The sequence below is a fragment of the Bradyrhizobium sp. 21 genome (assembly GCF_023073335.1).
GTDB lineage: Bacteria > Pseudomonadota > Alphaproteobacteria > Rhizobiales > Xanthobacteraceae > Bradyrhizobium.
Genome location: NZ_JADPJG010000032.1, coordinates 331,692 through 350,066, shown reverse-complemented (window position 1 = coordinate 350,066; position 18,375 = coordinate 331,692). Strand labels below are relative to the sequence as shown.

Genomic DNA, 18,375 nt, shown 5'->3' with positions numbered 1-18,375 from the left:
ATATCCTTTGAATGTATGGATGCAAGATAGTATTGTATGGATCAACGAAAAGGAAGAGGTGCTGTCATGGCAACCGGTTCAGTCTCTCTCACGAAAGCGATGTGGCGCGGTTTCCTGGGCAAGTGCCCGAACTGCGGCGAAGGGCATGCGTTCGGCCGTTTCCTGAAAGTGGCCGATACCTGCGACCATTGCGGCGAGGAGCTGTTTCACCAGCGCGCCGATGATTTCCCGGCCTATCTCGTGATGGTCGTCGTTGGCCATCTCGTGGTCCCGGCGATCCTCGCGGTCGAGACCGCCTATGCACCGGCAGTCTGGCTGCAACTGGCGGTGTGGCTGCCGGTGACGTTGTTTGCCGCGCTCGCGCTGTTGCAACCGACCAAGGGCGCCATCGTCGGGCTGCAATGGCAGATCGGCATGCACGGTTTCGAGGCGAGCAAGCTGCGGCGCGAAGCCGGGCAGTTTGCACCGGTGCTCGTGAAAGCGAATACGCGCTCGGCCTAGGGGCCGTGGCGTTTACATCCCGCGGTCGGCCGCTACACTCCATCGTATCAAACAAGAACGATGGAAACGCCGATGGCCGCACGCTCGAAAACCTTCCTGCTTTGTCACGGTGCGTGGTCCGGTGGATGGGCCTGGAAGAAGATGCATCCGTTGATGGCGCAGGCCGGCCACCGCCTGATCGCGCCGACCTATACCGGCCTCGGTGAGCGCGCGCATCTGGCCAATCCTGCGATCGATCTCGACACGCACATCCAGGACATCCTCAACGTCATCGCCTTCGAGGATCTCAGCGACATCGTGCTGCTGGGCCACAGCTATGGCGGCATGGTCGCCACCGGCGTCGCCGATCGTGCGCGTGAGCGCGTCACGCAACTAATCTATCTCGACGCGTTCGTACCGCGTGACGGCCAATCGCTATTCGACCTCCATGAGGGCGGGCGCGAGCCGATGCGCAAGGCAGCAGCTTCAGGCGATGGCTATCGCATCCCGCCAAACCCGCCGCCGCCGGATACGCCGCAGGCCGATCTCGACTGGCTCAACGCGCGCCGGATCAACATGCCGATCAAATGTTTCGAGACCAAGCTGAAGCTGGAGCATGGCGAGCCGGCAATGCCGCGCAGCTATATCTACTGCAAGCGCATCCCGCCGGGTGACGTGTTCGGGCAGTTCGCCAAGCGGACGAAGAGCGAGGATGGCTGGCGCTATTTCGAGCTCGACGCCAGTCACGCGCCGAACGTGACGGCGCCGGAGGCGCTGATGGGCGTGCTGCGGGAGATCGTCGGATAGAGCGCCAAATGGTGAGGGGCCCGATGCGTTAGCATCGAACCCCTCGTCACTTCTTAGTAAGACGCGTTTTCTTCGCGAACCGGAAAACCACTTCGCTCGAAAGCGCTTTAGGATATCAGCCGGCCTGTAAGCCGGGTTCTGTAAGGCACCGTCCGCTTGCGCGAACGATACGTGACGGCCATTCCTCTGGGACCATGTTTGCACATGGCCTCGAGCAACCTACCCGGACGGCGGGCCTGACATCGCCCCGCGGCGTTATCGCTTGCGCGAACACTCCGCTATGCCGTCCCTATTCGGTTTTGCTCCCGGTGGGGTTTACCATGCCGGCTCCGTTGCCGCAGCCGCGGTGCGCTCTTACCGCACCTTTTCACCCTTACTCGCCTGCAGCTTGCGCTGCGAAGGCGGGCGGTTCGTTCTCTGTGGCACTTTCCCTGGGGTCGCCCCCGCCGGACGTTATCCGGCACCGTATGTCAAGGGAGCCCGGACTTTCCTCCCCGGCGGCCTTTCGGCACTTGCTGGAGCGGCCGTCCGGCCGACTGACGGCTTACGCATGGAGCATTTGTGTCGGTTCCGCAAGCCGATATCGCCATGCACGGTTCGCCTGAAATAATTTATCCTGAAGATGTCGTTTGGGGTCTGGCTCGTTCGACTGGATGTCGGTGATCCCCCAACAACAGGAGTGAAGCGATGCAGTATCTGCTGATGATCTACCAGAACGAGGCCGAGTACGCGAAGATCGACACGGGAACCACCCAGAAGATGTCGGCAGAGTATGAGGCCTTCACGCAAGGCATCATCCAGAACGGCAATTTCAAGGCCGGTGACCGGCTGCGGCCGACCACGACCGCAACCACGGTCCGCGTGCGCGACGGCAAGACGCTGACGACCGACGGTCCGTTTGCCGAAACGCGCGAGCAGCTCGGCGGTTATTACCTCATCGAGGCCAAGGATCTCGACACTGCGATCGAAATCGCGTCGCGAATTCCGTCGGCGCGCGTCGGCTCGATCGAGGTGCGCCCCATCTGGGTCTACGACAAGTGACCGCGCCGACGGAATGACCGCTTCCGAGATCGAAAAAATCTTCCGCGACGAGGCGGGGCGGGCGCTGGCTACGCTGATCCGCCTCGTCGGCGATTTCGATCTCGCCGAGGACGCGCTCCAGGACGCCATTGCCGTTGCGCTGGAGCGCTGGCCGGCGGGCGAGGTCCCCGACAATCCGCGCGCTTGGCTGGTCAATGTCGCCAAGCACAAGGCGATCGATCGCATTCGCCGCCAGATCGCCTTCCGCGGCAAGCAGCAGGCGCTCGTGCACGAGCTCGAGCTGAACGCGCAAGCGGCCGACGAGCCGCCGGCGATGCTCGACGACGACATGCTGCGGCTGATCTTCACCTGCTGCCATCCCGCGTTTGCGCCCGAGGTCCAGGTCGCGCTGACCCTGCGCACGGTGTGCGGACTGTCGACCGCGCAGGTCGCGCGCGCCTTCCTCATCGGTGAGGACGCGATGGCGCAGCGTCTGGTCCGCGCCAAGCAGAAGATCAGGCTTGCCGGCATTCCCTATGAAGTGCCCGAGCGCGACACGCTGGTGGCGCGGCTCGACGGCGTGCTCGCCGTGATCTATCTCGTCTTCACCGAAGGCTATGTCGCGACGTCGGGCGCGGATTTGATGCGGCCCGATCTCGCGGCCGAGGCTATCAGGCTCGGCCGTTTGCTCGACCGGCTGATGCCCGATCGCACCGGCATCAGGGGCCTGCTGGCCTTGATGTTGCTGCACGATGCGCGCCGCGCCGGGCGCGAGACCGCCGCCGGCGATATCGTGCTGCTGGAAGAGCAGGACCGTACGCGGTGGGACCATGCACAGATCGCGGAGGGCCTGCGTCTGGTGGACGACGCGTTACGCGTGCCCGGCCGGCCGCAGCCCTATGCCGTGCAAGCCGCGATCGCCGCGCTGCATGCGCGTGCACCGAGCTATGAGCACACGGACTGGCCGCAGATTGCCGGGCTCTACGAGGTGCTGCTGCGCATCAGCCCGTCTCCGGTGGTCGAGCTCAACCACGCGGCGGCGGTGTCGATGGTCGATGGGCCGGCACGTGCGCTCGATCTCGTGGATGCGATCGCCGCACGCGGCGGGCTGGGAGGCTATGAACTGTTGCCCGCGGTGCGCGCGGATCTGCTGCGACGGTTAGGGCGCAAGGACGAGGCGCGCGCGGCCTATCGCGCAGCAACGGAGGCGACGCAGCTGGAGCCGTTGCGGCGGCTCTATGCGCGGCGGACGAGGGAGATGGAGTAAGGCTCTCGTGCCCCGGACGCAGCGCAGCGCCTCTTCAGCGGTGCGCCGCAGAGCCGGGGGCCCGTCTCACCATAGCAGATCGTGTCGCCGACTGGATCCCGGCTCGCGCTTCGCGCGCCCGGGACACGGGAGTGACATAGCCCACGCGTCACTTCGACGCGATCACCGTCGCATCCGCGGGCAGGCTCGCCAACAACGCCTGCAAGGTCGACAGCGTCGAGTGGTCCGCGACACCATCCAGCCGCGCCGGGCGGAAATGGCGTTGGAAGGCGGTGACGACTTCCATCGTCGCGGCGTCGTATTTGCCGGTGAGAGGAACGCCGTAGCCATATCTGGCGAGTGCCTGCTGCAGGCTCAGCACCTCGTCGCTGATGGTGCCGAGCATCAGGCTCTCGCCGCGCACGACCGGTGCGGGTGTCACCCAGTGCCCAACGCCGGAATTGGCCAGCGAATGCCACGGAAATTTTTCGCCCGGATCCTTCTTGCGCGCGGGCGCGACGTCGGAATGGCCGAGCACCCGGTGCGCGGGCACCTTGCGGCGGAGCATGATGCCGCGGCACAGCGCGATCACGGCGGCGATCTGGCGCAGCGGATATTCCGGATAGCCCCAATCGTGACCGCGATTGACGATCTCGATGCCGATCGAGCAGGAATTGATGTCGTCCTCGCCGGCCCAGGACGAGACGCCGGCGTGCCAGGCGCGCCTTGCCTCGGGGACGCTTTGCACGATGCGGCCGTCCTCCAGCACGATGTAATGTGCCGAAACTTCGGTGCCCGCCGTGCACAGCCGCGCCAGCGCGCCCTCGACATCGGGCATGCCGGTGTAGTGCAGCAGGATCATGTCCGGCTGCCGTCCCTTGTTGCGCTCGCCATGGTTCGGCGAGGGGATGATGTCGGAGACGGTCGAGGAATCCGGTTCGAACGTCCGCAAGTTCGCCGCGGCCTTGGGAACCGGGAGAACGCGTTGACGCTTCGAATCAGATCCAGACGGCGTGGACGAACCGGACGACATAAACAGCTCGAGATTGACAGAGAGTGGGCCAAGCCCTTCTCTTTACTATTCCTTTACCCTCCACCGTGCGCAATCAGGCGACGGGGTTAACGGATGCATTTTGGCGCATGTGTGTGGATGAAGTATCACCGCCGCGTCAGCTTTTCGACTTGTCACGAGCCGATCAACGCTTTCTTAACGCTAAGGGCCGTTACTGAGAGATGAAGAGCCGACCCGCGTCCGGAGGCGGCCAAAGCGTATTTTGGCTCGAAATCCCATGGCTGCCCGACAAATTCCACTGGGAACACTGGGTTGGCGGCCTGGGGTCACCAGGCTCGGGTACCATGCTGGACGGGGGTTGGGTCGTGGAACCGCCGCGACGCGGAATCATTCGAGGCGTTATGAGCTTGTTCGTCCCCGATCTCGCATGGACGTCAGGCTTGGCGCGCCGCAGGCTTGGCGCATGAGCTCGGCTCCGCACATCCCCGTTCTTGGCCGCGAGGCCATCGACCACCTCGCCCCGCGCGAGGGCGGTATCTATGTCGACGCCACCTTCGGCGCCGGCGGCTACAGCCGCGCCATCCTCGACATGCCGGGAACCCGGTTGATCGCAATCGACCGCGATCGCACCGCCATCGCAGGCGGCGTCGAGCTGGTCGAGCGCTCCGCGGGCCGGCTGACACTCGTTGAAGATCGCTTCTCCAACCTTGCCGAGGTCTGTGCGGCGCAAGGCGTCGATGGCGTTGACGGCGTCGTGATGGATGTCGGCGTATCCTCGATGCAGCTCGACCAGGCCGGTCGCGGCTTCTCTTTCCGCCTCGACGGACCGCTCGACATGCGGATGGGGCAGTCGGGACCGACGGCCGCCGACATCGTCGCACGGGCCTCCGAAGGCGATCTCGCGGACATCATCTATCTCCTCGGCGAGGAGCGGCATTCGCGCCGCGTTGCCCGCGCCATCGTCGCCGACCGGCAGGAGACGCCGTTCACGACCACGCGCGCGCTCGCCGATCTCATCGGCAGGGTGGTTCGGTCCAAGCCCGGCGACATTCACCCGGCGACGCGGACGTTCCAGGCCCTGCGCATCTTCGTCAATGAAGAGCTTGAGGAACTCCAGACCGCGCTCGCTGCTGCCGAGCACGTGCTCAAGCCCGGCGGCCGCCTCGTGGTGGTCTCGTTCCATTCGCTGGAAGACCGCATCGTCAAGAATTTCCTCTCTGAGCGGAGCAAGACCGGCGGCGGCTCGCGGCATCTGCCGGAAGTGGCGCAAACTGCGCCGAGCTTCCAGCTGCTGACGCGGCGACCGGTGATCGCAGGCGAAGACGAAGTCGCGCATAACCCGCGCGCGCGGTCCGCAAAGCTGCGCGCCGCCGAGCGCACCTCTGCGCCTGCGCATGACGCTGGCGAGCCATCGCCCTGGCCAAAACTCTCCGACGTGATGAAAGGAGGCTAGCGCATGCGCTTCATCCACCTCCTCGTCATCGGCGCGCTGATCTTCGCGGCGGCCTATGTCTACCGGATCAAGATGGACTCCACGGCGCGCACCGAAAAAGTGCTGCGGCTGCATGCGGAGATTCGCGAGCAGCGCGATGCGATTGCGGCGCTTCGCTCCGAATGGGCAAAGCTCGATGCGCCGCTGCGCCTGCAAGGCCTGTCCGACCGGCATCTGCAGCTCAAGCCGGTCAACGGCACGCAGTATGATTCACTGAAGAACCTTCCCGAGCGTCCGCCGCGGATGTTCAGGCCGGGCGAGCCGGATCCGATCGGGGCCATGCTCAACACCATCGAAGCCGCGAGCGATCCCGATAATGTGACGGGCTCCGTGCCTCACCCCGAGGACAAGCAATGAGCGCTGTGACCCCGGCCAAACCCTTGGAAAAGCCGACTGAGCCCTGGCGGCAGCGGCTGATCCGCAGCCTGCTCTACGGGCGCAACGTCGATCGCGCGGCGAAGGCGCGGGCGCGCGTCGGCCTGGCGATGCTCGCGTTCGCCTCGGTCTACGCCCTGATCGGCGGCCGGCTCGTAATGTTCGCGATCGGCGCCGACGCCCACGGCGCGCGCCGCGCCGCGGCGCAGGAGGTGGTCGCGACCGCGCGGCCCGACATCATCGATCGCAACGGCGCGATACTCGCGACCGACGTCAAGGCGTCGAGCCTGTTCGGCGAGCCGCGCCGCATCATCGACAAGGACGAGGCGATCGAACTTCTGACCGCCACCGTGCCCGACCTCGACGAGGCCGAGGTGCGCGAGCGCCTGTCGGCGCGCAAGGGCTTCGTCTGGCTCAAGCGCGAGATCACGGCCAAGCAGCAGCAGGACATCCACAAGCTCGGCATTCCCGGCATCGGCTTCCTGCGCGAGAACAAGCGGGTCTATCCGACCGGCAACGAGGTTGCCCACCTCATCGGTCTGGTCAATATCGACAACCAGGGCATCGCCGGCATGGAGAAGTGGCTCGACAACCAGGGTCTTGCCGATCTCCACCGCGCCGGCTTTGCCACCGACCGGCTGCAGAAGCCGATCGAGCTCTCGATCGATCTGCGCGTCGAGCACGCACTGCGCGACGAATTGCTGAAGGCCAAGGAGAAGTTTCACACCAAGGCCGCCTCAGGCATCGTCTCCAACGTCAAGACCGGCGAGATCGTCGCGATGGTCTCGCTTCCGGATTTCGATCCCAACAATCCGAAGGAAGCGCACGATCCCGACCGCATCAACCGCCTGACCACCGGCGTCTACGAGATGGGCTCGACCTTCAAGGCGTTCACGCTGGCGATGGCGCTCGATTCCGGCAAGATCAATCTAAACTCGATGTGGGACGCCCGGGGAAACCTGCACTACGGCAAGTTCACCATCCACGACAGCCACGCGCTCGGACGCTTCATCAACACCAAGGAAGTGTTCACTTTCTCCTCCAATATCGGCGCCGCGCGGATCGCGCTCGGGCAGGGCGTCGAGGCGCACAAGGCGTTCCTCGCCAAGATGGGCCAGTTGACGCGGCTGCGCACCGAGCTGCCGGAAAGCGCGGCTCCGCTGATCCCGCGCCGCTGGGGCGAGCTGAACACGGTGACCATCGCGTTCGGCCAGGGCATGTCGGTGGCGCCACTGCAGGCGGTGATGGGGATCAACGCACTGGTGAACGGCGGCTATTTGATTCCGCCGACCTTCATGAAGCGCAGCGAGTCCGAAGCGGCGGCGATGGCCAAGCGCGTGGTCAAGCAGGAGACCAGCGACAAGATGCGGTTCCTGATGCGGCTCAATGCCGAAATCGGTACCGCCAAGACCGCCGACGTCAAGGGCTACTACGTCGGCGGCAAGACCGGCACGTCCGAAAAGGTCATCAACGGCCGCTATGCCAAGAAGCGCGTGCTCAACTCCTTCACCGCAATCATGCCCTGCGACGATCCGAAATATCAGATCCTGATCATGCTGGACGAGCCCCAGGCGATTCCCGAAACGAAGGGTTTCATCACCTCGGGCTGGAACGCGGTGCCGACCGGCGGCAAGGTGATCGAGCGGATCGCACCGCTCCTGGGCGTCGAGCCGCGGTTCGATCTGCCGCCGTCCGACCGCCTTATTCTTGCAGCATCCAGGACAACCCAGTAATCAACCGGGTGGGCCGTTACCGCTGCTGAGTCGGGGCTTTTCCGAAGATTCGGTTCCGGCGCGGCATGTCGACTGGACAACCATGAAGCTGCGCGACCTCCTAGGTCAGGACGTTCAGGGCAATGATGCCGCAATCGAGCCCGCCGTTGCGGCGCTCGAGGTAACAGGCGTTGCCCTCGACAGCCGCGCGGTCAAGCCGGGCGACCTCTTCTTCGCACTCGCGGGCAGCAAGACCGACGGTGCGCGCTTCGTCGATGCCGCGATTGCCGCGGGCGCGGTGGCGGTGGTCGGTGATCATGCGCCGGCGGCCGGCAAGGTGCCGTTCATCACAGTTGCCAATCCGCGCCGTGCGCTGGCGCTGGCCGCGGCAAGATTTTTTCCAGCGCAGCCCGCAACGATCGCTGCGGTGACCGGCACCAGCGGCAAGACCTCGGTCGCGGCATTCACGCGCCAGATCTGGCAGCGGCTGGGGCACCTCTCCGCCAGCATCGGAACCATCGGCCTGGTCTCGCCGAAGCGTACCGTCTACGGCTCGCTGACGACGCCCGATCCGATCGCGCTGCACCGGCAGCTCGATGAGATCGCGCGCGAGGGCGTCACGCACCTTGCCTTCGAGGCGTCGTCGCACGGGCTCGACCAGTATCGCCTCGACGGGGTGCGCGTCTCGGCCGGCGGCTTTACCAATCTGTCGCGCGACCACATGGACTATCACCCGACCGTCGCGCATTACCTCGCGGCAAAGCTGCGCCTGTTCCGCGAGTTGATTCAGCCTGATGGAGCGGCCGTGATCTCGGCCGATCATGATTGCTCGGCGGAAGCAATCGACGCGGCGAAGTCGCGCGGCCTGCGCGTGATGGCGGTCGGTCGCAACGGCGACGGGGCGGGCGAGGGCATTCGTCTCGCTGGTGCGGAGGTCGAAGGTTTTTCGCAAGTCCTCGCGCTCGAGCATCGCGGCAAGCGATATTCGATCCGGCTTCCGCTGGTGGGCGAATTCCAGATCGAGAACGCGCTGGTGTCGGCCGGTCTTGCGATCGGCACCGGCAGCGATGCAGCAAGCGTGTTCGCGAGCCTCGAACATCTCGAAGGCGCCAAGGGCCGGCTGGAGCGCGTCGGCGAGCGCAACGGCGCGCCGATCTTCATTGATTACGCGCACAAGCCCGATGCGCTGGCAAAAGCATTGCAGGCGCTGCGTCCCTACGCGAAACGCAGGCTGGTCGTCGTGTTCGGCGCCGGCGGCGACCGCGATGCCGGCAAGCGTCCGATCATGGGCGCGATCGCTGTCGACAACGCCGATGGAATCATCATCACCGACGACAATCCGCGCAGCGAGAAGCCGGAGGCCATCCGCGCCGAAATCCTCGCCGCTGCCAAGGGCGCCCGCGAAATCGGCGACCGGGCCGCGGCGATCCGCACCGCGATCGAGGAATTGGAAGATGGCGATGCGCTGCTCATCGCCGGCAAGGGCCACGAGACCGGGCAGATCGTCGGCGGAGAGGTTTTGCCCTTCAGTGATCACGAGGCGGTCGCCGCCGCATTAGCGTCGAGGATTGCATGAGCGCGCCAATATGGACGGTGGCCGAAGTGGCGCGTGCGCTGGGCGCGGACGGATCGTTCCCGGACACGCCGATCGATTTCGTCACCCAGGACAGCCGGCTGGTGAAACCGGGCAGCCTGTTCGTCGCGCTGAGCGGCACGCCGAGCGGCGGCTTCATTTCGGCCTTCGCCAGCGCGCGCGACGGCTGGGAGTTCGCGGAGAAGGCGGAAGCCTCGGGCGCAGTCGCAATGATCGTGCCGCACGAGATCGCGGGCATCCGCATTCCCCAGATCGTCGTCAAGGATACGCTGATCGACGGTCTCTGGGGCCTTGCGCGCGCGGCACGTGCGCGCTTCAACGGGCCGGTGATCGGGCTCACCGGCAGCGCGGGCAAAACCAGCACCAAGGAATTCCTCGCGGCCTACCCCAACGCCTATGCCAGCCCGTCGAGCTTCAACAATTTCTGGGGCGTGCCGCTGACGCTGTGCAATGCGAAGCGTGACGCCAGTCTCTGGGTCGTCGAGATGGGCATGAACCAGCGAGGCGAGATCGCGCGGCTCAGCGAATTGACGCGGCCGACGGTCGCGCTCGTCGTCAACGTCCAGCCGGTGCATCTGGAGAAGCTCGGCTCGCTTGAAGCCATCCGCCGCGAGAAGGTGTCGATCGCACTCGGCCTGCCCGCGGATGGCGTGCTGGTGTTGCCCGCCGGGCTCAAGGCGTCCGAATGGAAGGGCAAGGTGGTGCGCTTCGGAGAGAAAGCCGAGGTGCACGAGGTCACCCACGCGCCGCATGGCGAGAGCTGGCAGGTCGTGGCCGCGATCGGCAAGAAGGAGATCGCCTTCAGCCTGACGCCGGGCGCGCCGCACCGCGTGCAGAATGCGCTCGCCGCGCTTGCTTCCATCCGTGCGGCGAATCTCGATGCGGCGACGCTCGCGATCAAGCTCGACCGGGTCGGCATCATGACCGGCCGCGGCGTCGAGCAGGCGGTCGGCGGCGTCACCGTGATCGACGACAGTTTTAACGGCAATCCGGCCAGTGTGGCTGCTGCACTGCAAAGCCTCCAGGCGCGCAACGTGACGGGCGGCCGCCGCATTGCGGTGCTCGGCGACATGCTGGAGCTGGGCGATGACGCGCCCAGCTACCATACCGGCCTTGCCAAGCATCTCGACGGAATCGACGGCGTCTATTGCGTCGGCCCCCTGATGCGCCACCTCTACGACGGGCTGCCATCGGGCAAGGGCCTGGGCTGGCACGGCGATCCCGCGACTCTCAAACCGGGCGAGGTCGCAGACCTGCTGAGGGCAGGCGATGTCGTGGTTGTCAAGGGCAGCAAGAAGATGTTCTGGGTCAACAAGTTTGTGCCGGGCCTAGTGGCCGCCTTGCAGGCGAAGGCGTAAACTGCTTGGAAGGCGCTGTTCCCGAATCCCGCCTTTTGCGGGGCGAAGCGTTTTCCCAGAGGTCGCCCGACCCCATGATGAAGACCAGCGAATGCGCGTGAGGCACGTTGATAATGCGAAGGCCAAGATCAAGGCCGCGTGCGAAAGGCGCCATAGGACCGACTGAATGTTTTACTGGCTGATCGAGCTCTCCAACACATTTCCGGGCTTCGGTGCCGTTCGCACCTTCCTGAACGTCTTCCGCTACATCACCTTCCGCACCGGCGGCGCCGTCGTCACCGGCGCGCTGTTCGTGTTCCTGTTCGGACCCTGGATCATCGACCATTTGCGCATCCGTCAGGGCAAGGGCCAGCCGATCCGGACCGACGGTCCGCAATCGCATCTCGCCAAGAAGGGCACGCCGACCATGGGCGGGCTGATGATCCTGTCCGGCCTGACCGTCGGCACGGTGCTGTGGGCCAATCCGCTCAACCCCTATGTCTGGATCGTGCTGGCGGTGACGCTCGGCTTCGGCTTCGTCGGCTTCTATGACGATTATCTCAAAGTGACCAAGCAGACCACGACCGGTTTCGGCAGCAAGCTTCGCCTGCTGATCGAGGCGGCGATCGCGCTGGTTGCCTGCTACGCGCTGGTGCGGCTGAACCGCGATCCCGCGTCGACCGCGCTGACGATTCCCTTCCTCAAGGACACCGTGCTGCATTTCGGCTGGTTCTTCGTCGTGTTCGGCGCCTTCGTCATCGTCGGCGCCGGCAATGCGGTAAACCTCACCGACGGTCTCGACGGCCTCGCCATCGTCCCCGTGATGATCGCCACCGCCAGCTTTGCGATGATCGCCTATCTCGCCGGCAACGCCGTGTTCGCCGACTATCTCCAGATCAAATATGTCGCGGGCACCGGCGAGCTCGCGGTGCTCTGCGGCGCGCTCTTGGGCGCCGGCCTCGGCTTCCTCTGGTTCAACGCGCCGCCGGCATCGATCTTCATGGGCGACACCGGCTCGCTCGCGCTCGGCGGCATGCTGGGTTCGATCGCGGTCGCGGTGAAGCACGAGATCGTTCTCGCGGTGATCGGCGGCCTGTTCGTGCTGGAGGCGGTCTCCGTCATCGTGCAGGTGGTGTCGTTCAAGATGACCGGAAAGCGCATCTTCCGGATGGCGCCAATCCATCACCATTTCGAGCAGCTCGGCTGGACCGAGCCGCAGATCGTGATCCGGTTCTGGATCATCTCGGTGATGCTGGCGCTGGCCGGCCTCTCCACCCTGAAGCTGCGCTGACGGTTACGCGATGATCCCGGTCACCTCCTTCGCCGGCAAGACGGTCGCGGTGTTCGGCCTCGGCGGCTCCGGGCTCGCCTCCTGCCACGCGCTGAAGGCCGGCGGTGCCGAGGTGATCGCCGCCGACGACAATGCCGAGAACGTCGCCAAGGCCGCGCAGGCCGGCTTCATCACCGCGGATTTGCGCAACGTCTCCTGGGCGAACTTTGCCGCGCTCGTGCTCGCGCCCGGCGTGCCGCTGACCCATCCGGTGCCGCATTGGAGCGTGCTGAAGGCGCGCGAGGCCGCTATCGAGGTGATCGGCGACATCGAGCTGTTCTGCCGCGAGCGGCGGCGGCATGCCCCGGATGCGCCGTTCGTCGCCATCACCGGCACCAACGGCAAGTCGACCACGACGGCGCTGATCGCGCACCTGACGAAAGTCGCCGGCTACGACACCCAGATGGGCGGCAATATCGGCACCGCGATCCTGTCGCTGGAGCCGCCGCGCACGGGCCGCGTCCACGTCATCGAGATGTCGTCCTACCAGATCGACCTCACGCCCTCACTCGATCCCTCCGTCGGCATCCTGCTCAATGTCAGCGAGGACCATATCGACCGTCACGGCACCATCGCGCATTACGCCGCGGTGAAGGAGCGTCTCGTTGCCGGTGTGCAAGCGGGGGGCACCGCGATCGTCGGCGTCGACGACGGTTTTTGCCGCGACATCGCCGACCGGCTCGATCGCGCGGGCAAGAAGGTGGAGCGCATCTCCGTGAGGAATCCGCTGGCGAGCGGCATCCATGTCGAGCATGGCACCATCATACGCACCTCGGGCGGCGCCCGCAGCGAGGTCGCAAAACTCGGCGGCATCGGCTCGCTGCGCGGCTTGCATAACGCGCAGAACGCGGCCTGCGCTGCCGCTGCGGCGCTCGCGATGGGCATCAGCCTCGATGTGCTGCAGAACGGCCTGCGCAGCTTTCCCGGCCTTGCACATCGCATGGAGCAGGTCGGCCGCCGCGGCAACGTGCTGTTCGTCAACGACTCCAAGGGGACGAACGCGGACGCCACCGCGCATGCGCTGTCGTCTTTTTCGGAAATCTTCTGGATCGCCGGGGGCAAGCCGAAGGCCGGCGGCATTACTGGTTTGACCGGCTATTTCCCGCGTATCCGCAAGGCCTATCTGATCGGCGAGGCCGCGCCGGAATTTGCGGGAACGCTGGGCACGCAAGTGGCGCACGAGATCAGCCAGACGCTCGATGTCGCGGTCGCGCACGCCGCACGTGATGCGGAAGCCTCAGGCCTCACTGACGCGGTCGTGCTGTTGTCGCCGGCCTGCGCCTCCTTCGACCAGTACCGCAACTTCGAGATCCGCGGCACCAAGTTCCGCGAGCTGGTGCAGGCGTTGCCGGGCGTGAAGCCGGTGGTCTGAGAATGTCGCGGCGACGCTGGATCGGAATTGTCGCTGCTGCTCTTGCTGTTCCGGTTGCCGCCGGTTTCCTCTTTGTTGCCTTCATCGACAACGTCATGAGCGGATTTGGCGCGTGTCGCGTCGTTCGCCAGAAAGCATACGCGTCTCCAAGCGGCGGCAAGCTGGTCGTCGTGGTCTGGAAGGCGTGCGGAGCCAACGTGCCTGACAGCACGCAAGCCAGCATCATCGCGCGCGGCCGGACATTCTCGCCCGAGAGCACGCCGACCTTTCTCAGCGTGCGCGAGCATCAGGATGTCCGCGTTGCATGGACTGGTGAGCATGCGGTCAGGATCGGGTTCATTCCGGGAGCAGCCCAGATCGACAAGCGCGATCAGCGTGCAGGGGATGTCGCGATCAATTACGAATAGGGCTATTGGCACTCTCGTGTCCCGGACGCGGTGCGGCACGAAGTGACGTGCCGCAGTGGCGGGACCCAGCAAGCCGCAATGGGCCCCCGGCTCTGCAGCGCACCACCCGGAAAGAGGCGGCGCACCGCGCTGCGGGCGGGGCATGAGACTCTTCAAAAACTTGAACGTCCCATTAACCCCCCGGTAACCAACCTCGGCGACCAATGGACCGACCTCTGTCCGAAAGCGGCCGCCATGCTCTCCCGTGAAGAACGCACCCCCTTTTCCGAGTGGTGGTGGACCGTCGATAAGCCGCTGATGGGCGCCATCCTGGCGTTGATGCTGACCGGCGTGATCCTGTCGCTGGCGGCGAGCCCGCCGGTTGCGACCCGCATCGGCCTCGATCCCTTCCATTTCTTCAGCCGCCACGTGCTGTTCCTGGCGCCGTCCTGCCTGGTGCTGCTCGGGGTCTCCTTTATGTCACCGCGCGCGATCCGTCGCAGCGCGCTGATCATCTTTACGGTCAGCATCATCCTGATCGTGCTGACGCTGGCGATCGGCCCTGAAGTGAAGGGTTCGCGGCGCTGGATCACGCTGCTCGGCGTCAACATCCAGGCCTCCGAAGTGGCCAAGCCTTCCTTCGTCGTCATCGCGGCCTGGCTGTTTGCGGAATCGACCCGGCGGCCGGAGATGCCGGCGACCTCCATGGCGCTGGTGCTGCTCTTGATGCTGGTGTCGCTGCTGGTGATGGAGCCCGACTTCGGCCAGACCATGCTGATCCTGATGGTGTGGGGCTCGCTGTTCTTCATCGCGGGCATGCGCATGATCTGGGTATTTGGTCTGACCGGGCTCGGAGCGGCCGGCCTGTTCAGCGCTTACCTGTTCGTCCCGCACGTCGCGGGCCGCATCAAACGCTTCATGAACCCTGCCTCCGGCGACACCTTCCAGGTCGATACCGCCATGGAGGCCTTCTATAACGGCGGCTGGTTCGGCCTCGGGCCCGGCGAGGGAATTGCAAAACGCAGCCTGCCGGACAGCCACACCGACTTCGTATTCGCGGTCGCCGCCGAAGAGTTCGGCATCATCCTGTGCCTGGCCATGCTCGCGCTGTTCGCCTTCGTCGTCATCCGCACGCTGTCGCGCGCCTATGCCACCGAGGACATGTTCTCGCGCTTTGCCGCCTCGGGGCTGGCGATCCTGTTCGGCGTGCAGGCCGCGATCAACATGTCGGTCAACCTTCAGCTCATCCCCGCCAAGGGCATGACACTGCCGTTCATCTCCTATGGCGGCTCCTCGATCGTGTCGCTGGCCTATGGCGTCGGCATGATGCTGGCCCTGACGCGGCTGCGCCCGCGCACCGAGGTCGAGGCAAGCGGCCACGCCGAGGCGATGCGCAGCTACGCGTGACAGGTCTCGTGTCCCGGACAAGCCTAGCGCAGATCCGGACCCAGAATGCCGCAGCCAAGGGCCCCGGTTCAGCAGCGCACCACGCCGCAAAGGGCGGCGCGCTGCGCTGCGCCCGGGGCACGAGCCCCGTGTAGTCGGCTCGCATTGATGAAAAAGTCCCTGTAAAACTCCCCACCATGGACAACTCCCCCCTGATTCTTCTCGCCGCGGGTGGCACCGGCGGGCATCTGTTTCCGGCCGAGGCGCTCGGCGTCGAATTGATCCGGCGCGGTTTCCGCGTCCGCCTCGTCACCGACGAGCGCGCGCTTCGCTATAGCGGGCTGTTCACCAAGGACATGATCGACGTGGTCTCGAGCGAGACCGCGCGTGGCCGCAATCCGTTGCAGCTCGCTTATGCCGGGCTCACGCTCGCCGCCGGCACGCTCTCTGCCTATCGCCTGATCAAGCGCTTGAATCCCGTCGCCGTCGTCGGTTTCGGCGGCTATCCGACGCTGCCGCCGCTGGTTGCTGCGAAATTCGCCGGCGTGCCCGGCATCATCCACGACGCCAATGCGGTGCTAGGCCGCGCCAACCGGTTTCTGTCGAGCCGCGTCCGCGCCATCGCGACGTCGCTGCCCGGCGTGCTCGACCGCGATCCGGCGTTATCAGGCAAGACCACGATGGTCGGCACACCGATGCGTCCGGCAATCCTCGCCGCGGCTGGCGTGCAATACGCTGTGCCCGAGGTGAACGGCCCGCTGCGCCTGCTCGTCGTCGGCGGCAGCCAGGGCGCGCGCATCATGGCCGACATCGTGCCCGGTGCGATCGAGCGGCTCGAGCCTGCGCTATGGAGCCGGCTCGTCCTCACCCAGCAGGTGCGCGACGAGGACATGGACCGCGTTCGCGCGGTCTACGACAAGCTCAAGATCAACGCCGAGCTCGCGCCGTTCTTCACCGATCTGCCGGCGCGGCTTGCCTCCAACCATCTGGTGGTGTCGCGCTCCGGCGCCGGCACCGTGGCCGAACTCGCCGCGATCGGACGTCCCTCGATCCTGGTGCCGCTGCCGGGCTCGATCGACCAGGACCAGTTCGCCAATGCCGGCGTGCTGGCGAAGGTCGATGGCGCGATCCGCATCCCGCAGACCGAGTTCACCTCGAACCGCCTCGCCGCCGAGGTCTCCGCCTTTGCCGCCGAGCCCGCGCGGCTCGTCGCCATGGCTAAGGCAGCCCGCAGCGCCGGCCGGCTCGATGCGGCCGAGCGGCTGGCCGATCTGGTGGGCAAAGTCGCGGGAATCTGACGCGAAAAAGCCCTTGTCTTCGCCTTCTAAAGCGGGGCATCCAGTAGGAACGGTGCGGCTGATTTGGCCGTGACCTTCGCCAGATGCCGCCTGCGCAAGGCGGCAAGGTCAGGGAACAGAGCATGAGACTGCCGCGCGAGATCGGACCCATCCACTTCGTCGGGATCGGCGGGATCGGTATGAGCGGCATCGCCGAGGTGCTGCTCAATCTCGGCTACGCCGTGCAGGGCTCGGACGCCTCCGACAATTACAATCTCGACCGTCTGCGCAAGAACGGCGCAAGAGTGTCGGTCGGCCACAAGGCCGAGAACGTCGACGGCGCCGAGGTCGTCGTGGTCTCCACCGCGATCAAGCGCGACAATCCGGAACTGATGGCGGCGCGCGAACGGCGTATTCCAGTGGTGCGCCGCGCCGAGATGCTGGCCGAGCTGATGCGGCTGAAGAGCTGCGTCGCCATCGCGGGCACCCATGGCAAGACCACGACCACCACGATGGTCGCGACGCTGCTCGACTCCGGCGGCCTCGATCCGACCGTCATCAACGGCGGCATCATCAACGCCTACGCCTCCAACGCGCGTCTCGGCGCCGGCGACTGGATGGTGGTGGAAGCCGACGAGAGCGACGGCACGTTTTTGAAGCTGCCGACCGAGGTCGCGATCGTCACCAATGTCGATCCCGAGCATCTCGATCACTTCAAGACCTTCGAGGCCGTGCAGGACGCGTTCCGAAACTTCGTCGAGAACCTGCCGTTCTACGGCTTCGCCGTGATGTGCACCGACCATCCCGTGGTGCAGACCATCGTCGGCAAGATCGAGGATCGCCGCATCATCACTTACGGTGAGAATCCGCAAGCCGATGTACGGCTGCTCGACTTGACCCCGATGGGCGGCGGATCGAAATTCAAGGTCGCGTTCCGCGATCGCAAGACCGGCCGCGCGCAGGAGATCGCCGATCTCATGCTGCCGATGCCCGGCCGTCACAACGCCTCCAACGCGACGGCCGCGATCGCGGTCGCGCGCGAGCTCGGCGTGTCGGACGAGGCGATCCGCAAGGCGATCGCGGGCTTCGGCGGCGTCAAGCGCCGCTTCACCAAGACCGGTGACTGGAACGGCATCACCGTAATCGACGATTACGGCCATCATCCGGTCGAGATCGCCGCGGTGCTGAAGGCGGCGCGGGAATCCACCAACGGCAAGGTCGTCGCCGTGGTGCAGCCGCATCGCTACACCCGCCTGCAGTCGCTGTTCGAGGAATTCTGCACCTGCTTCAACGACGCGGATGCGGTGGTTGTCGCCGAAATCTATGCCGCAGGCGAGACGCCGATCGAGGGCATCGACCGCGACCATTTCGTCGCGGGCCTGCGCGCCCATGGTCACCGCGAGGTGATCCCGCTGCCGGCGGCGCCGGCGCTCGCAGGCATCGTCAAGGGATTGGCGAAGTCGGGCGATCTCGTCGTGTGCCTGGGCGCCGGCAACATCACGCAATGGGCGTATGCGTTGCCCGGCGAATTGAAGGCGCTGGGGTAGGG

16 protein-coding genes and 1 other RNA gene are annotated in these 18,375 nt (G+C 65.6%); 15 read left to right on the top strand and 2 right to left on the bottom strand.

Translation table 11 applies throughout. The features are described 5' to 3' along the window. The first annotated feature begins 36 nt into the window (after nucleotides 1-36). Entirely contained in the window at nucleotides 37-501 is a 465-nt protein-coding gene (locus IVB31_RS26885; protein WP_256464354.1) for a DUF983 domain-containing protein, read from the top strand. A gap of 72 nt (nucleotides 502-573) precedes the next feature. Beyond that, the gene (locus IVB31_RS26880) at nucleotides 574-1,287 is read left to right on the top strand and encodes an alpha/beta hydrolase (protein WP_247329928.1); all 714 of its coding nucleotides are present in this window, start codon (nucleotides 574-576) and stop codon (nucleotides 1,285-1,287) included. A gap of 111 nt (nucleotides 1,288-1,398) precedes the next feature. Here the strand turns inward: IVB31_RS26880 and rnpB are convergent. Then, an RNA gene (gene rnpB, locus IVB31_RS26875) (RNase P RNA component class A) lies at nucleotides 1,399-1,827 on the bottom strand. A 147-nt stretch (nucleotides 1,828-1,974) separates the two neighbouring features. Between rnpB and IVB31_RS26870 the strand changes: the two genes are divergently transcribed. Both IVB31_RS26870 and IVB31_RS26865 read left to right on the top strand, forming a co-directional pair. Beyond that, nucleotides 1,975-2,328: a YciI family protein gene (locus IVB31_RS26870; RefSeq protein ID WP_247329924.1), complete on the top strand. Its 354-nt coding sequence runs from the start codon at nucleotides 1,975-1,977 to the stop codon at nucleotides 2,326-2,328. Between the two features lie 13 nt (nucleotides 2,329-2,341). Beyond that, complete coding sequence (locus IVB31_RS26865; protein WP_247329922.1) at nucleotides 2,342-3,574, top strand: RNA polymerase sigma factor; 1,233 nt, start codon at nucleotides 2,342-2,344, stop codon at nucleotides 3,572-3,574. Nucleotides 3,575-3,722: 148 nt separating this feature from the next. Here the strand turns inward: IVB31_RS26865 and IVB31_RS26860 are convergent, their stop codons facing one another. Next, nucleotides 3,723-4,586 (bottom strand): N-acetylmuramoyl-L-alanine amidase, encoded by an 864-nt coding sequence (locus IVB31_RS26860; protein WP_247329920.1) that lies wholly within the window; start codon nucleotides 4,584-4,586, stop codon nucleotides 3,723-3,725. Between the two features lie 442 nt (nucleotides 4,587-5,028). Between IVB31_RS26860 and rsmH the strand changes: the two genes are divergently transcribed. The 11 genes from rsmH to murC all read left to right on the top strand — a co-directional run bounded on the left by rsmH (nucleotide 5,029) and on the right by murC (nucleotide 18,373). After that, on the top strand, nucleotides 5,029-6,018 hold the full coding sequence (rsmH, locus tag IVB31_RS26855) for a 16S rRNA (cytosine(1402)-N(4))-methyltransferase RsmH (RefSeq protein WP_247330584.1): 990 nt from the start codon (nucleotides 5,029-5,031) through the stop codon (nucleotides 6,016-6,018). A gap of 3 nt (nucleotides 6,019-6,021) precedes the next feature. Next, on the top strand, nucleotides 6,022-6,414 hold the full coding sequence (locus IVB31_RS26850; protein WP_211397309.1) for a hypothetical protein: 393 nt from the start codon (nucleotides 6,022-6,024) through the stop codon (nucleotides 6,412-6,414). Then, on the top strand, nucleotides 6,411-8,165 hold the full coding sequence (locus IVB31_RS26845; protein ID WP_247329918.1) for a penicillin-binding protein 2: 1,755 nt from the start codon (nucleotides 6,411-6,413) through the stop codon (nucleotides 8,163-8,165). Before IVB31_RS26850 ends, IVB31_RS26845 begins: the two co-directional genes overlap by 4 nt. A gap of 82 nt (nucleotides 8,166-8,247) precedes the next feature. After that, nucleotides 8,248-9,720: a UDP-N-acetylmuramoyl-L-alanyl-D-glutamate--2,6-diaminopimelate ligase gene (locus IVB31_RS26840; RefSeq protein WP_247329916.1), complete on the top strand. Its 1,473-nt coding sequence runs from the start codon at nucleotides 8,248-8,250 to the stop codon at nucleotides 9,718-9,720. Continuing rightward, a complete protein-coding gene (murF, locus tag IVB31_RS26835) occupies nucleotides 9,717-11,096 on the top strand; it encodes a UDP-N-acetylmuramoyl-tripeptide--D-alanyl-D-alanine ligase (protein ID WP_247329913.1) in 1,380 nt (459 codons plus the stop codon). The genes IVB31_RS26840 and murF overlap by 4 nt, the downstream gene beginning before the upstream one ends. 166 nt (nucleotides 11,097-11,262) lie before the next feature. Next, a complete protein-coding gene (gene mraY / locus IVB31_RS26830) occupies nucleotides 11,263-12,366 on the top strand; it encodes a phospho-N-acetylmuramoyl-pentapeptide-transferase (RefSeq protein ID WP_247329910.1) in 1,104 nt (367 codons plus the stop codon). Nucleotides 12,367-12,376: 10 nt separating this feature from the next. After that, on the top strand, nucleotides 12,377-13,777 hold the full coding sequence (murD, locus tag IVB31_RS26825; protein ID WP_247329906.1) for a UDP-N-acetylmuramoyl-L-alanine--D-glutamate ligase: 1,401 nt from the start codon (nucleotides 12,377-12,379) through the stop codon (nucleotides 13,775-13,777). 95 nt (nucleotides 13,778-13,872) lie between these two features. Then, the gene (locus IVB31_RS26820; RefSeq protein WP_247329903.1) at nucleotides 13,873-14,184 is read left to right on the top strand and encodes a hypothetical protein; all 312 of its coding nucleotides are present in this window, start codon (nucleotides 13,873-13,875) and stop codon (nucleotides 14,182-14,184) included. A gap of 234 nt (nucleotides 14,185-14,418) precedes the next feature. Continuing rightward, entirely contained in the window at nucleotides 14,419-15,570 is a 1,152-nt protein-coding gene (ftsW, locus tag IVB31_RS26815) for a putative lipid II flippase FtsW (RefSeq protein WP_247329900.1), read from the top strand. A gap of 176 nt (nucleotides 15,571-15,746) precedes the next feature. Beyond that, nucleotides 15,747-16,847 carry an undecaprenyldiphospho-muramoylpentapeptide beta-N-acetylglucosaminyltransferase gene (gene murG / locus IVB31_RS26810; protein WP_247329897.1) on the top strand — a complete coding sequence of 367 codons (1,101 nt, stop codon included), beginning with the start codon at nucleotides 15,747-15,749 and terminating at the stop codon, nucleotides 16,845-16,847. Between the two features lie 122 nt (nucleotides 16,848-16,969). Beyond that, a complete protein-coding gene (murC, locus tag IVB31_RS26805; RefSeq protein ID WP_247329893.1) occupies nucleotides 16,970-18,373 on the top strand; it encodes a UDP-N-acetylmuramate--L-alanine ligase in 1,404 nt (467 codons plus the stop codon). Nucleotides 18,374-18,375: the final 2 nt, after the last annotated feature.